The following is a 13,515-nucleotide window of genomic DNA, read 5'->3' on the forward strand; positions in this document are numbered from 1 at the left end:
ATTGCGGGTTTTTTGGTACCCGTTTGGTAACCGATTTCGTGTGAAAATCGGAAACTAAATTACAAGGAGACATCCCTTATGACGCGTCGCGCCACCAAAATCGTTGCCACTCTCGGCCCTGCTTCCAGTGATCCGGTTCTGCTGGAAAAAATGATATGTGCCGGGGTCAATGTGGTACGGCTGAACTTCAGCCACGGCAAGGCACAGGACCACATCAACCTGGCCGCTCTGGTGCGCGAAGTCGCCCAGCGCACCGGCCGCGAAGTCGCCATCATGGCCGACCTGCAAGGCCCGAAAATCCGCGTTGGCAAGTTCGCCGACGGCAAGGTCATGCTGGTGTCGGGCGAGAAATTCATCCTTGATGCGTCGCGTGTCGAGCCGGGCGACCTCAAAGGCGTTGGCCTGGACTACAAGGAATTGCCGCGCGACGTGAAGGCCGGCGACGTGCTGCTGCTCAACGACGGCCTGATCGTGCTGACCGTCAATGCGGTGCGCGGCGAGGAAGTCCACACCACCGTCAAGCTCGGCGGCGAGTTGTCGAACAACAAGGGCATCAACAAGCAGGGTGGCGGGCTGACCGCGCCCGCGCTGACAGCCAAGGACATGGAAGACATCAAGACGGCGATGAGTTTCCAGGCCGACTACGTGGCCGTGAGCTTTCCGAAAAACGCCACCGACATGGAAATGGCGCGCCAGCTGTGCAACGTGGCCGCTGCACCGTACAAGCACAAGCCTGGCCTGATCGCCAAGATCGAGCGCGCCGAGGCGATTCCGAAGCTTGATGAAATCCTCAAGGTCAGCGACGGCATCATGGTCGCGCGCGGTGACCTGGCGGTCGAAGTCGGCAACGCCGCCGTGCCGGCGCTGCAAAAACGCATGATCAAGATGGCGCGCGCAGCCGACAAGGTCGTGATCACCGCCACGCAGATGATGGAAAGCATGATCCTGAATCCGGTGCCCACGCGCGCCGAGGTCAGCGACGTGGCCAATGCGGTGCTTGACGGCACCGATGCGGTGATGCTCAGCGCCGAAACCGCCGCTGGCCGCTTCCCGCTGGAAACCGTCGAGGAAATGGCGAAGATCTGCGAAGAAGCCGAGAAGGCCGAATACAAGGAGCTGAGCGCCGACTTTTCGGGCAAGACCTTTGCGCGTATCGACCAGTCGATTGCCATGGGTGCGCTGTTCACCGCCCACCACCTGGGCGCCAAGGCGATTGTGGCCATGACCGACAGCGGCTCGACCGCGCTGTGGATGAGCCGCCATGACATCCGGGTGCCGATCTACGCGCTGACCCCCCGTCTGGAGACCCAGCGCAAGATGGCGCTTTACCGCAACGTGCGGTCCATCCTGATGGACAGCAGCGCCGACCGCGACACCGCGCTGCAGCAGGCGGAAGGCCACCTGCTGCGCCTGGACATCGTGCAGAGTGGCGATGTGTACGCCATCACCTGCGGCGAGCCGATGGGCGCGCCGGGCGGCACCAACATGCTCAAGGTCTGCCGGGTGGCGTAGGCCCCCACGCTTGTCGCTTCGCGTACTGCGCTGCACCCCGAGGGGGCGCTGCCCCTGTGGCCCGGCAAAGCCGGTTCCACGGCCCCTGCTGGCGCGGCGAGGGTCCACGGCGCCCACGGTCGGTGCTGGTCTGAATCCACCGCCAGGGGCGCTGCGTATAGCCCTAAGCCATGAAAACTATCTTCTCTAAATTGCCCAGACGCTCACTGTTCGCCATGCTGCCGGCGCTCCTCACCGCCTGCTCGGGCGCTGACCTGCTCAACGCCACCGTGTCCACTGACAGCTACCGGCGCACCGAGGGGCTGGCTTACGGCACCGACCCGCGCCAGTTGATCGACGTGTACCAGCCGGCCGCAGGCGCTTCACGTGCCCCGCTGGTGGTGTTTTTCTATGGCGGCAGCTGGTCGTCGGGCGAGCGCGGTGACTACCGGTTTGTCGGCGAGGCGCTGGCCTCGCGCGGGATCGTGGCGATGGTCGCCGACTACCGGCTGAGTCCGGCTGTCCGCTACCCGGCCTTTGTGCAGGACAGCGCCAGCGCCGTTCGCTGGGCGGTTGACCATGCGGCCGAATTTGGTGCTGACGAGCAGCGGATTTTCGTCATGGGCCACAGCGCCGGTGCCTACAACGCCGCCATGGTCGCCCTCGATGCGCGCTGGCTGGCGGCGGTCGGACTGGCGCCTTCCCGGCTGGCAGGCTGGATCGGGCTGGCCGGCCCGTACGATTTCCTGCCGATTGGCGACGCGCAGACCCGGGTGGCCTTCAGCTGGCCGCAGACTCCGGCCGACAGCCAGCCTATCGTCCATGCCTCCCGGGCCTCGCCGCCGGCGCTGCTGCTGGCGCCCACCAAGGACAGCGTGGTGAATCCGCAGCGCAGCACGGTGGCGATGGCGGCGCGGCTTCGGGCCAGCGGCGTTCGGGTCGAGTCCGAACTGTTCGACGACGTCAGCCATGTCACCTTGCTGGCGTCCATGGCGCAGGTCCTCAGAAGCCGGGCACCGGTGCTGGCACGCGTGGCCGGGTTTGTGCAATCCACTGGCTGACCGCCGCATCCACGCCGGCCGCCACCGTCCAGCACAGCCAGGCGGTCCACAAGGTGTGGCTCATGTAGTGGGCGCCGCGAATCTGCTGCGCCAGCCCGAAGACCAATCCCACCAGCATCGCCCCTGCCAGCCAGCGCCGGGCGGTGCCGGGAAGCACATGCCTGAAGGCAAAAAATCCGCCCACGAAGGCAAAGCCCGCCGACGCATGGCCGGCCGGAAAGCAGCCGCCTGTGCCGCCATCGCGAATGCCCCAGGCCCAGTGCGACACATGCGCCGCCACGCCGCCGAATTGCTGCAGGTCCCACGGGCAGCTGGTATGGCTGTACAGTTTGATGGTCGACACGGTCAGCAACGCGGCCAGTGTCGTCAACGCCAGTTGCACCCGGCGCGCCATCGGCAGGCGTTTCAAACTGCCCAGGGGCAGGAACATGCCGACCAGCAGGTACAGCTCCAGCGCCCAGGGCCACAGCCTGAGGTCGTCGTGCAGCAGCTTGCGCCACAGCCAGTGACTTTCCAGCGGAAAACCGCTTGTGGAGCCAAACCAGTGCGCCATGGCCAGGTCAAAACTTGAGTAGTCCCAGATCAGCAGCAGCAGCAGGCTGCCCAGCGTCCAGCGTAGAACGTTTGTGCGATCCGAGGGTACAAAAAACATTGGGTAAGGCATGTGGGCTTCAGGCGTGTCGGGTTACCGCGAAGGTAGCGGCCATGCCTTAAGTCACTCTTAATTCCCAGCCATGCCACTGAAAAATAGGTGACGGGCGCGACAATAGGCGCATGAGAATCCTGGTGGTTGAAGACGACACGGGCATTGCCCTGGGGCTGAAGTCCAGCTTGCAGCAGCGGGGCTATGCGGTCGATGTGTGCGGCACGCTGCGCAGCGCCTGGGCGGCCCTGCGCGGCGAACCGTTCGACCTGGTGCTGCTGGACCTGGGTTTGCCCGATGGCGACGGCAGCCAACTGGTGCAGCGCATCCGGCAGGCGCCTGCCACCGCAGGCAGTTTGCCCGACACCTTGACGCCGGTCCTGATCATGACCGCCCGCGACCAGGTCGCCGACCGCATCCTGGGGCTGAACCTGGGCGCTGACGATTACCTGGTCAAGCCGTTTGACCTGGACGAGCTGGAAGCCCGCATGCGCGCGCTGCTGCGACGGGCCGGGGGGCGTGCCCATCCGCTGCTGGTGCATGGCGAACTGGTGGTCGACCCGGCGGCGCACACTCTGCTGCGCGCTGGCCAGCCGGTGGAACTGACGCCGCGCGAGTTTGCCCTGCTGCTGCTGCTGCTGGAGTCGCGCGGCCGGGTGCTGTCGCGCCAGCAGCTGGAGGCGCGGCTCTACAACTGGCAGGACGCCGTGGGCAGCAATGCGGTCGAAGTCCATGTCCATCACCTGCGCCGCAAGATCGGCGAAAGCGTGATCCAGACACTGCGCGGCGTCGGGTATTTCATCCCCCGGGAAGATCCGCCATGAGGCTGTTTGCAGATCGCCAGGCTTCGCTGACGCTTCGCCTGCTGCTGGGTGTACTGGGTGTGCTGCTGCTGGTGTGGGCCGGATTTTTTGCCGTCGGCCACCGCACGGGTATTCATGAGGCCGATGAACTGACCGACGGCCATCTGGCGGGAACGGCAGCGCTGCTGCTGATGCTGGACCTTCCGCCATTCATGCAAAGTTCCCTGGAATCGGATCGCCAGGCCAACATCAACATGGCCCGGCCGGCGCTGGACAGCCTGAAGTATCACGACTACCAGTTTTCGCTGAGCGTGGTGGTGCGCGACACGGCGGGCCATGTATTGGCACGCTCCGGCGAGGCGCCGGTGCCTGCCTTTGCTGCGCGCGATGGTTTTGCCGACCTGCTGCTGGGCACCCCGTCAACCGCCTGGCGCAGTTTTTCACAATGGGATGCCTCGCACAGCCGGCAAGTGATGGTGCTGGTGAGGGTGGAGGAACGGGAAGCACTGGCCGAGGATGTTGCCGTCCAGCTTGCCGAGCCTGTCCTGTGGCTGCTGCCAGTGGTGGCGCTGGTGTTGGGCGCGGCCATCTTGCGCGGCCTGCGACCGCTGCAGGCGCTCGCACGGGATGTGGAAGCGCTGGAGGTGGACCAGACCACGCGCCTGCAGGCCCGCCATCCCTACCGCGAATTCAATTCGGTGGTGCGCTCGATCAACCGGCTGGTGGGTCAGCAGCAGGCGGCGCTGGAGCGGGAGCGGCAGCTGGCCAGCGAAATTGCCCACGAGCTGCGCACCCCGCTGTCGTCGATAGCCCTGCAGGCCGCATCGCTTCGCGGCGCCTTGCCGGCGCAGGCGCAAACTGCCGCCCTGCAGCAGATCAGCACCGATGCGCTGCGCGCAGGCCATGTCATCAGCCAGCTGCTGGCGCTGGCGCGCACCGGTCAGGCCGGCATGCAGCAGGCGCTGGTGCCGCTGGACCTGGCCACGCTTGCGCGCGAGGTCGTCGCCGGCTATGCGCAGGCAGCCTGGCAAAGCGGCCACCGGCTGAGTGTCCAGGGCGTTGAACACCAGACCGTACAGGCGCATCCGCTGCTGCTGGAACTCGCCTTGCGCAACCTGATCGACAACGCCCTGCAGCACACCGCGCGCGGCACCGCCGTGTGCGTGCAGTGGGGAAATGATGCGGGCCGCGCCTGGCTGCAGGTGTGCGACGACGGCCAGGGCGCTTCCGACGCGTTGGCCGCTGCCCCGGTCTCCTCCGACCGCCTGGGCCTGGGTCATAAAATCGCGGGCCGGGTGATGGACATCCATGGCGGCAACTTCGCGCAACACGCGGCAACAGCACCGTTCAACCGGTGTTATCGCCTGTGTTTCCCAGCGGTTTCATGACCTAACGGACTATTGGCAGACAGTAGAATGAAGGTTAAGGTTGGCCTGCGGCTGCCGTCGACCGTTATGCAGCACCGGCTGCGCCAGCCACCCACATCACCCTTTTCTTCAGCTTTCTAACTTTCAGGGACTCTCAATCATGGCACTTGTTTCGATGCGCGAACTGCTGGACCATGCCGCCGCCAATGGCTACGGCATTCCGGCTTTCAACGTGAACAACCTGGAGCAGGTCCAGGCCGTGATGGCCGCTGCTGACGAGGTCGGCGCGCCGGTCATCCTGCAGGCCAGCGCAGGCGCCCGCAAGTACGCCGGCGAAGCCTTCATCAAGCACCTGATTCTGGCGGCTGTCGAGGCCTACCCGCACATTCCGCTGGTCATGCACCAGGACCACGGCCAGAGCCCGGCGATCTGCCAGGGCGCTATCGAGCTGGGTTTCAGCTCGGTGATGATGGACGGCAGCCTGGAGGCTGACGGCAAGACTATTGCCAGCTTTGAGTACAACGTTGAAGTCACCCGCAAGGTTGTTGAAATGGCGCACGCCACCGGCGTGTCGGTCGAAGGCGAGCTCGGCTGCCTGGGCAGTCTGGAAACCATGCAGGGCGACAAGGAAGACGGCCACGGCACCGATGCCGTCATGACGCACGACCAGTTGTTGACCGACCCCGAGGAAGCCGCCGAGTTCGTCAAGCGCACCCAGCTTGACGCCCTGGCCATTGCCATCGGCACCAGCCACGGCGCCTACAAGTTCACGCGCAAGCCCACCGGCGACATCCTGGCCATCGAGCGCGTCAAGGAAATCCACCGCCGCATTCCCAACACCCATCTGGTCATGCACGGCTCGTCGAGCGTACCGCAGGACCTGCTGGCGCTCATCAACCAGTACGGCGGGCACATGAAGGAAACCTACGGCGTGCCGGTCGAGGAAATCCAGAAGGCCATCCAGTTCGGCGTGCGCAAGATCAACATCGACACCGACATCCGCCTGGCCATGACCGGCGCCGTGCGCAAGTTCCTGGCTGAAAACCCCGAGAAGTTCGATGCCCGTGAATGGCTCAAGCCCGCCCGCGAAGCCGCCAAGGCGATCTGCAAGCAGCGCTACATCGAGTTCGGCTGCGAAGGCCAGGCCGCCGGCATCAAGGGCCGCAGCCTGTCGGTCGTCGCTGGCGAGTACGCCAAGGGCGAACTGGCGCAAGTCGTTCATTAACCCAGCGCTTGCGCGCTTGGCTTCGCTGGATTGGCGATAATTCAAAGCCCGTGCCCGACCCGCGTCGCACGGGCTTTTTCATTTTTTCAACCTGCAGACCCGCATGACCACCACCACCCCCGCACTTCATACCTCGGCCCTGACTTCCTTGCCCCTGCTGGCGCGCGGCAAGGTGCGCGACAACTATGCCGTGGGCAAGGACCGGCTGCTGATGGTGGCCAGCGACCGCCTGAGCGCTTTTGACGTGATCCTGGGTGAGCCGATTCCCGGCAAGGGTGCCTTGCTGACGCAAATGGCGCTGTTCTGGTTCGACAAGCTGGGCGACATCTGCCCGAACCACCTGACCGGCGAGGCGCCCGAGAGCGTGGTGACGGCGGCTGAAATCCCGCAGGTCGTGGGCCGTTCGATGCTGGTCAAGCGGCTCAAACCCATCCCGGTCGAAGCCGTGGTGCGCGGTTACCTGGCTGGCAGCGGCTGGGCCGAATACCAGCAAAACCAGTCCGTCTGCGGTGTGCCGCTGCCGGCCGGCCTGAAAAACGCCAGCAAGCTGCCCGAGCCTGTCTTCACGCCCGCTGCCAAGGCCGAGGCCGGCGAGCATGACGAAAACATCAGCTACGAGCAGGTAGTGGTCATCGTCGGCCCCGAACTGGCCGCGCAGATCAGGCAGCTCAGCCTCAAGATCTACGAAACCGCCGCCGCCTTTGCGCTGACCAAGGGCATCATCATTGCCGACACCAAGTTCGAGTTCGGCCTGGACGAAAACGGCACGCTGACCCTGATGGACGAGGTGCTGACCCCCGATTCGTCGCGCTACTGGCCGGTCGAAGGCTACGAAGCGGCCTTTGCCGCCGGGCAGAATCCGCCCAGCTATGACAAGCAGTTCGTGCGCGACTGGCTCGAAGCCCTGCGCATCAACGGCAAGCCCTGGGACAAGACCCCGCCCTCGCCGCATCTGCCCCCGGACGTGATTGAAAAAACCGCCGCCAAGTACCGCGAAGCGATGACACGGCTGACAGCTTGATCGCCCCTTGCCCCGGCGGCAGGCAGCCGGCCAGCCAAGCGGCGCTGCGGCCGGTCCGCTGCTCCTGAATAAATAGCTGTTTGCACAGGCGCTGCCTGCGCTGCAGCCTGTTTTTGCACAAATCTACGTAACTACTCAGGTCACTTTTCAGTTTAAAGCGCAATGAAATGAGCCTCTGTCATCCCGGCCCCGGATCAAGCCCGGGGTTTCAGCACCCGGGAACCATGACTTCTCCCCAAACGGGGTCATGGATTGCCCCGGATCAAGTCCGGGGCAGGCTCATCAAATCCGCAATGACAAAAGAGATTACGGAGAGCTTCGAGGGAGCTGAGTAATTACAAATCTACAGCGCGCTCAGACGCCGCCCTGCGGGTGGGTCGGGTCAATCCACAACACCTGTTCGGGCTTTTCAACCGGCGCGATGTCCAGGTTGATGGCGACGGCCTGGCCATCGCTTCGGCAGAGCACGCACTCCAGCGCCTCGGTCGGGCTGGCGTTGATTTCCTGGTGCGGCACATACGGCGGCACATAGATGAAGTCGCCCGGCCCGGCCTCGGCGGTGAACTCCAGCTGGTCGCCCCAGCGCATGCGGGCACGGCCCCTGACGACGTAGATCACGCTTTCAAGCGGACCGTGATGGTGGGCGCCGGTCTTGGCATTGGCATGGATTGTGACGGTGCCAGCCCACAGTTTTTGCGCCCCGACGCGGGCGAAATCGATGGCTGCCTTGCGCTCCATGCCGGGGGTGGACGGCACATTGCCGTCCAGCTGGCCGGCCGGGACCACGCGCACGCCATGGTGTTTCCAGTCGGTGGCGCCGTGGCCGGGGTCCTGTTCAGGGGACGGTGTCATGGTGATCTCCTAGTTCGTCAGGGCAGCGTACACCAGGCTGCGAAACAGGGGGCGGTAGTAGTCGCGCTGGTTGGGCGCCTGGATCATCAGCAAGGCATACAAATCCTGGGCCGGGTCCACGAAAAAGGTCGTGCCGGCAATGCCGCCCCAGTAATACAAGCCCGCCGAGCCGGGCACCGACGCCAAGCCGGTGGCCGTGCGCACGGCAAAGCCCAGTCCGAAGCCATGGCCGGGCGGCAGCAGCTCGCCTGCCGCAGGAATGGCGCCCAGATGGTCGGCCGTCATGAAGTCCACCGTGCTGGGGCCCAGCAGGCGCACGCCCTCCAGCGTGCCTTTGTTGCGCATGAACTGCAGGAAACGCGCATAGTCCATCGCCGTGGACAGCAGGCCGCCGCCGCCGCTCTGCATCGCCGGCACGCGGCGCGGCTCGAACACCCGCATCGGCACGCCGCCGTCGGGGTCATGCGCGAAAGGCTCGGCAATGCGGGCGTGGTCGGCCTGCGGCACGCTGAAAGCGGTGTCGGTCATGCCCAGCGGCACCAGGATATGTTCGCGCAGGTAGTCGCCCAACAGCTGGCCGCTGACCACTTCGACCAGCCGCCCCAGCACGTCGGTGGCGCGGCTGTAGTCCCAGACGCTGCCGGGCTGGTGCATCAGGGGAAGGGCGGCCAGCACCCGCGAGAATTGCGCATTGCTGCGCTCGCGCGAACCCATCTGCAGCGCCGTGTACTGGCGCTGCACCTCGGCCGAGCCCGTGAACTCATAGGTCAGGCCGGCCGTGTGGCGCAGCAGGTCGTGCACGGTGGCCGGCCGGTCTGTGTCCTGCAGCGCCAGCGGACCGCCCTGCGCCAGCGCCACTTTCTGGTTCGCGAACTCGGGCAGGTAGCGGGCCACCGGCTCGCCCAGCAGCAGCTTGCCCTGCTCCATGAGCATCATCACGGCGACCGACACCACCGGCTTGGTCATCGAGTAGATGCGAAAGACCGCATCGCGCGGCATCGGCGCGCCGGTGGCCGGGTCCTGTTGGCCCAGGCTTTCAAACAGCGCCACCTTGCCGCGCCGGGCCACGAGCGCCACCGCGCCGGGCAGGCGCCCGCTGTCGATTTCAAGCTGCAGCACCTCCAGCATGCGCTGCAGGCGCCCGGCACACAGGCCCACCTCGGCAGGCGGGGCAAAAACCATCCCGGTCATGTCCACTCGGGCCGGTTAGCTCAACACCACGCTGCTCAGGCGCCGGCGGTACGTCGCCACGGTGGCGTCTTCCGGCGGAATCTGGCCGTCGGCGACCTTGGGCTTGGGCGTTTCCATGATGTCCAGGATGGCGATGTAGGTCTTGCGCGCCAGGCCGTCGTTCCATGCCTTGTCGCGCATCAGGATTTCAAGCAGTTCGTCCAGCGCGTCGGTCCAGCGCTGGTCGGCCATCAGCCGGCGGGCCTGGTCGAAGCGGGCGTCAAAGTCACGCTTGTTGGCGGTAATTTTTGCATCAAATTTTGCCTGTGCGCTTGCTGCATCTGCATCAGTAGCTACAAAATCCAGAGCATCCATCCAGCGTTGCAGGGAATCAAAACGCCGAACTACTGAAGTCTGGGCAATCACCGGCGCAAACGCCACCTTGGCATCGTCCTCGCGGCCCAGGCTCAGCAGCTGCTTGACATAGTCGAAGCGGGCATTGTCATCGGCCGGATTCGTCGCGACCGCATGCTGCAGCCTTTCGAGCACGGCTTGGGGGTCGCTGTCCAGCACCACTTCTTCTTCGGGCGGCGTTGCTTCCGGGGCGGGCGGCAGGTGCTTGTCCAGGAATTCCTTGATCTTGCCTTCGGTGAGCGCGCCGGTGAACCCGTCCACCGGCTGGCCGTTCATCAGCAGGATGCAGGTCGGGATGCTGCGGATGCTGAAGGCTTCACCCAGTTGCTGCTCCTGGTCGGAGTCGATCTTCACCAGCTTGAAACGCCCTTCGTAGGCGATTTCAACCTTTTCAAGAACAGGACCCAGCGACTTGCACGGGGCGCACCACGGCGCCCAGAAGTCGATCAGCACGGGCGTGGTCATGGAAGCCTCAATGACTTCCTGCTGAAAATTGGCAATGGTGACGTCGATCATGGTGTTGGGCAACTAAAGGTTGGAATAAGGGGGTTCAGGCCAGTGCCCTGGCGTCCTGAAAGGAAAGGGCGGGCAGCGGTCCTGGCGGCAGCCATGACGATAGCATGCAAGCCACAGCCAGCGGTTACGCCGGGCATGGCCCGGCCCGCCACCCCAGCCCTTAAAATCACGCCTTATCGGCCCACAGCCCTTCAGCGACCTCAGCACTTCAATCTTTATGACGACAAACAACAACTCCGCAGCGCCCCTGGTCGGCGTGGTGATGGGCTCCAGCAGCGACTGGGACACGATGCAGCACGCCGTGCAAATCCTGCAGCATTTCGGCATTGCGCATGACGCACGCGTGGTGTCGGCCCACCGCATGCCCGACGCTATGTTCGCCTATGCCGAAGCCGCCGCCGGACGCGGCCTGCAGGCGATCATTGCCGGTGCCGGCGGCGCGGCGCATTTGCCGGGCATGCTGGCCGCCAAGACCATCGTGCCGGTGCTGGGTGTCCCGGTCGCCAGCAAGCATTTGCAGGGCGTCGATTCATTGCACAGCATCGTGCAGATGCCCAAAGGCATTCCCGTCGCAACGTTTGCCATCGGCCATGCCGGCGCGGCCAATGCAGCGCTGTTTGCCGTCGCCCTGCTGGCCCTGCATGACACAACGCTGGCCGACAGGCTGCAGGCTTTTCGCGCCGAGCAGACCGAAGCCGCCCGCGCCATGACGCTGCCGCCGGTATGAGCCGCTTGCCCATTTTTCCAGGCACGGTCGATGAAACCGGCCGTCCGGCCACGCTGGGCGTCATGGGTGGCGGCCAGCTGGGCCGCATGTTCGTGCATGCCGCGCAGCGCCTGGGCTATTTCACGGCGGTGCTCGACCCGGACCCGCACAGCCCGGCCGGCCGCGTCAGCCACCACCATATCCAGACCGCTTACTCCGATGTGCAGGGGTTGGCGCAACTGGCGGGCCTGTGCGACGCCATCACCACCGAATTCGAAAATGTGCCGGCCAGTGCGCTGCAAGCCCTGGCCGTGGCGCGTCCCGTCGCACCCGGCGCGGCGGCGGTGGCGATTGCGCAGGACCGGATTCAGGAAAAATCGCATTTCATGGCCTCTGCCGGTGTGGCGGACGTGCGCTGCGCGCCGTACGCTGTCATTGAAACGCCGGAGCAACTCCAGGCCGTGCCCGACGACCTGCTGCCCGGCATTTTGAAAACCGCGCGCATGGGCTACGACGGCAAGGGCCAGATGCGCGTGCGGAATGCGGCTGAACTGGCGACGGCCTGGGCCGAGCTGGGGCAGGTGGCCTGCGTGCTGGAAAAAATGCTGCCTTTGAGCGCCGAATGCTCGGTGATCGTGGCGCGCGGCTGGGACGGCGCCATCGTGGCGTTTCCGCCGCAGCTGAACCTGCATGTCGACGGCATCCTGGCCGTGACCGAGGTTTATGAAGGAAATATGCCATTGGCGCTTGCTGCACGGGCGCAGGCAGCTACTAAATCCATAGCGAGTCACATCGGCTACGTCGGCGTGCTGTGCGTCGAGTTTTTCGTCGTGGACGATGGCAGCGCCGACGGCGCGCTGGTCGTCAACGAGATGGCGCCGCGCCCGCACAACAGCGGCCACTACACCATGGACGCCTGCGACGTGTCGCAATTTGATTTGCAGGTGCATGCGATGGCCGGCCTGCCGCTGCCCGCGCCGCGCCAGCACTCAAAGGCCATCATGCTCAATCTGCTCGGCGATGTGTGGTTTGACGCTACGGGCCAGGCGCGCACGCCCGACTGGCAGGCGGTGCTGGCATTGCCCGGCGCGCATTTGCATTTGTACGGCAAGCTAGAGGCCCGGCCGGGCCGCAAGATGGGCCATTTGACGATCACCGGCGCCGACGTGGCCGGCGTGAAAGCCACGGCCCGCCAGGCGGCAAGGATTCTGGGCCTGCCGGGTTTTGAAGGCGACGAATGATTCTGCCCGGCACCGACCCGCAAGCCATTGAAGACGCCGCCCGCTGCATCCGGGCTGGCGGGCTGGTCGGCTTTCCGACCGAAACCGTTTATGGCCTGGGGGCCGATGCCTCCAGCGACGAAGCCGTCGCCGGCATCTTTGCCGCCAAGGGCCGGCCGTCCGACCACCCGTTGATTGTTCATGTGGCCAGCGCCCGCCAGGTGAGCGACTACGCCAGCAAAGTGCCGGCATTTGCCCAGCGGCTGATCGACGCCTTCTGGCCCGGCCCGCTGACGGTCATCTTGCCGCGCCAGCCCGGCGTCGCCGCTGCTGCTGCTGGCGGCCAGAATTCCATCGGCCTGCGCTGCCCGGCGCATCCGGTCGCACTGGCTTTTTTAAAGGCCTGCAACACAGGCGTGGCCGGCCCCAGCGCCAACCGCTTTGGCCGCGTCAGCCCGACCACCGCGCTGCATGTGGCCGGCGAGTTTGGCGATGACTTGCTGGTGCTCGACGGCGGGCCGTGCGCGGTCGGCATCGAGTCCAGCATTGTCGATTGCACCCGTGGCCGGCCGGTGCTGCTGCGCCCTGGCGTGCTGACCCGCGAGCAACTGCAAGCGGCTTGCGGCGAGCCGGTGCTGGACAAGGAAGATTTGCAAGCCGCAGGCCAAACACCCCGCGCTTCCGGCACGCTGGAGGCGCATTACGCGCCCAACGCCAAAGTGCGGCTGATGGACGCCGCCGCGCTGCAAACTGCGCTCGACCTGCTGGGCGCCGAAGCGGCCCACATCGCCGTCTATGCCCGCGCCGTGCTGCGCGTCAAGTCGGCCCAGGTACTGTTGCGCCGCATGCCCGACGACGCGCTGGCCACCGCGCAGCAACTGTTCGCCGTGCTGCGCGACTTCGACGCCCAGGACGCCAAGCTGATCTGGATAGAAAACCCGCCCGCCGACATGGCCTGGGACGGCGTGCGCGACCGGCTGGGGCGGGCTGCGGCGAGCTGAGGTGGTGGGCTACTTGTGGGGGATG

General features: G+C 65.5%; 13 protein-coding genes. 9 read left to right on the forward strand and 4 right to left on the reverse strand.

What is annotated here, in order from left to right; all coding sequences use genetic code 11:
• The first annotated feature begins 78 nt into the window (after positions 1-78).
• The gene (pyk, locus tag H4V98_RS03595; RefSeq protein WP_196864904.1) at positions 79-1,512 is read left to right on the forward strand and encodes a pyruvate kinase; all 1,434 of its coding nucleotides are present in this window, start codon (positions 79-81) and stop codon (positions 1,510-1,512) included.
• A 170-nt stretch (positions 1,513-1,682) separates the two neighbouring features.
• The gene (locus tag H4V98_RS03600; protein WP_196864903.1) at positions 1,683-2,552 is read left to right on the forward strand and encodes an alpha/beta hydrolase; all 870 of its coding nucleotides are present in this window, start codon (positions 1,683-1,685) and stop codon (positions 2,550-2,552) included.
• On the opposite strand, the gene H4V98_RS03605 is transcribed toward H4V98_RS03600, so the two are convergent.
• A complete protein-coding gene (locus H4V98_RS03605) occupies positions 2,494-3,216 on the reverse strand; it encodes a phosphatase PAP2 family protein (protein WP_231374906.1) in 723 nt (240 codons plus the stop codon). The genes H4V98_RS03600 and H4V98_RS03605 overlap by 59 nt on opposite strands.
• Positions 3,217-3,326: 110 nt before the next feature.
• Here H4V98_RS03605 and H4V98_RS03610 point away from each other — a divergent pair, with 110 nt between their 5' ends.
• From H4V98_RS03610 to H4V98_RS03625, 4 genes are all read left to right on the forward strand, one after another.
• Positions 3,327-4,019 (forward strand): response regulator, encoded by a 693-nt coding sequence (locus H4V98_RS03610; protein WP_196864902.1) that lies wholly within the window; start codon positions 3,327-3,329, stop codon positions 4,017-4,019.
• Positions 4,016-5,386 (forward strand): histidine kinase dimerization/phospho-acceptor domain-containing protein, encoded by a 1,371-nt coding sequence (locus H4V98_RS03615; protein WP_196864901.1) that lies wholly within the window; start codon positions 4,016-4,018, stop codon positions 5,384-5,386. The genes H4V98_RS03610 and H4V98_RS03615 overlap by 4 nt, the downstream gene beginning before the upstream one ends.
• Before the next feature lie 139 nt (positions 5,387-5,525).
• Positions 5,526-6,590, forward strand: coding sequence for a class II fructose-bisphosphate aldolase (gene fba, locus H4V98_RS03620; protein WP_196864900.1), 1,065 nt, complete (start codon positions 5,526-5,528; stop codon positions 6,588-6,590).
• A 103-nt stretch (positions 6,591-6,693) separates the two neighbouring features.
• Positions 6,694-7,611, forward strand: a complete 918-nt coding sequence (locus H4V98_RS03625; protein ID WP_196864899.1) for a phosphoribosylaminoimidazolesuccinocarboxamide synthase — start codon at positions 6,694-6,696, stop codon at positions 7,609-7,611.
• 354 nt (positions 7,612-7,965) lie between these two features.
• On the opposite strand, the gene H4V98_RS03630 is transcribed toward H4V98_RS03625, so the two are convergent.
• The 3 genes from H4V98_RS03630 to H4V98_RS03640 are packed head-to-tail and all read right to left on the reverse strand — an operon-like array spanning position 7,966 to position 10,563.
• Positions 7,966-8,463: a cupin domain-containing protein gene (locus tag H4V98_RS03630; protein ID WP_196864898.1), complete on the reverse strand. Its 498-nt coding sequence runs from the start codon at positions 8,461-8,463 to the stop codon at positions 7,966-7,968.
• Positions 8,464-8,472: 9 nt separating this feature from the next.
• Entirely contained in the window at positions 8,473-9,654 is a 1,182-nt protein-coding gene (locus H4V98_RS03635; protein WP_196864897.1) for a serine hydrolase domain-containing protein, read from the reverse strand.
• A 15-nt stretch (positions 9,655-9,669) separates the two neighbouring features.
• Entirely contained in the window at positions 9,670-10,563 is an 894-nt protein-coding gene (locus tag H4V98_RS03640; RefSeq protein WP_196864896.1) for a tetratricopeptide repeat protein, read from the reverse strand.
• A gap of 217 nt (positions 10,564-10,780) precedes the next feature.
• On the opposite strand from H4V98_RS03640, the gene purE reads away from it, so the two are divergent.
• Genes purE through H4V98_RS03655 form a run of 3 tightly spaced genes read left to right on the forward strand, consistent with a single transcriptional unit; the run spans position 10,781 to position 13,490 of the window.
• The gene (purE, locus tag H4V98_RS03645) at positions 10,781-11,290 is read left to right on the forward strand and encodes a 5-(carboxyamino)imidazole ribonucleotide mutase (RefSeq protein ID WP_196864895.1); all 510 of its coding nucleotides are present in this window, start codon (positions 10,781-10,783) and stop codon (positions 11,288-11,290) included.
• Positions 11,287-12,510, forward strand: coding sequence for a 5-(carboxyamino)imidazole ribonucleotide synthase (locus H4V98_RS03650; protein ID WP_196864894.1), 1,224 nt, complete (start codon positions 11,287-11,289; stop codon positions 12,508-12,510). Before purE ends, H4V98_RS03650 begins: the two co-directional genes overlap by 4 nt.
• Entirely contained in the window at positions 12,507-13,490 is a 984-nt protein-coding gene (locus H4V98_RS03655) for an L-threonylcarbamoyladenylate synthase (RefSeq protein WP_196864893.1), read from the forward strand. Before H4V98_RS03650 ends, H4V98_RS03655 begins: the two co-directional genes overlap by 4 nt.
• Positions 13,491-13,515 lie beyond the last annotated feature (25 nt).

Source organism: Polaromonas sp. CG_23.6 (assembly GCF_029892315.1).
Taxonomy (GTDB): Bacteria; Pseudomonadota; Gammaproteobacteria; order Burkholderiales; family Burkholderiaceae_C; genus Polaromonas.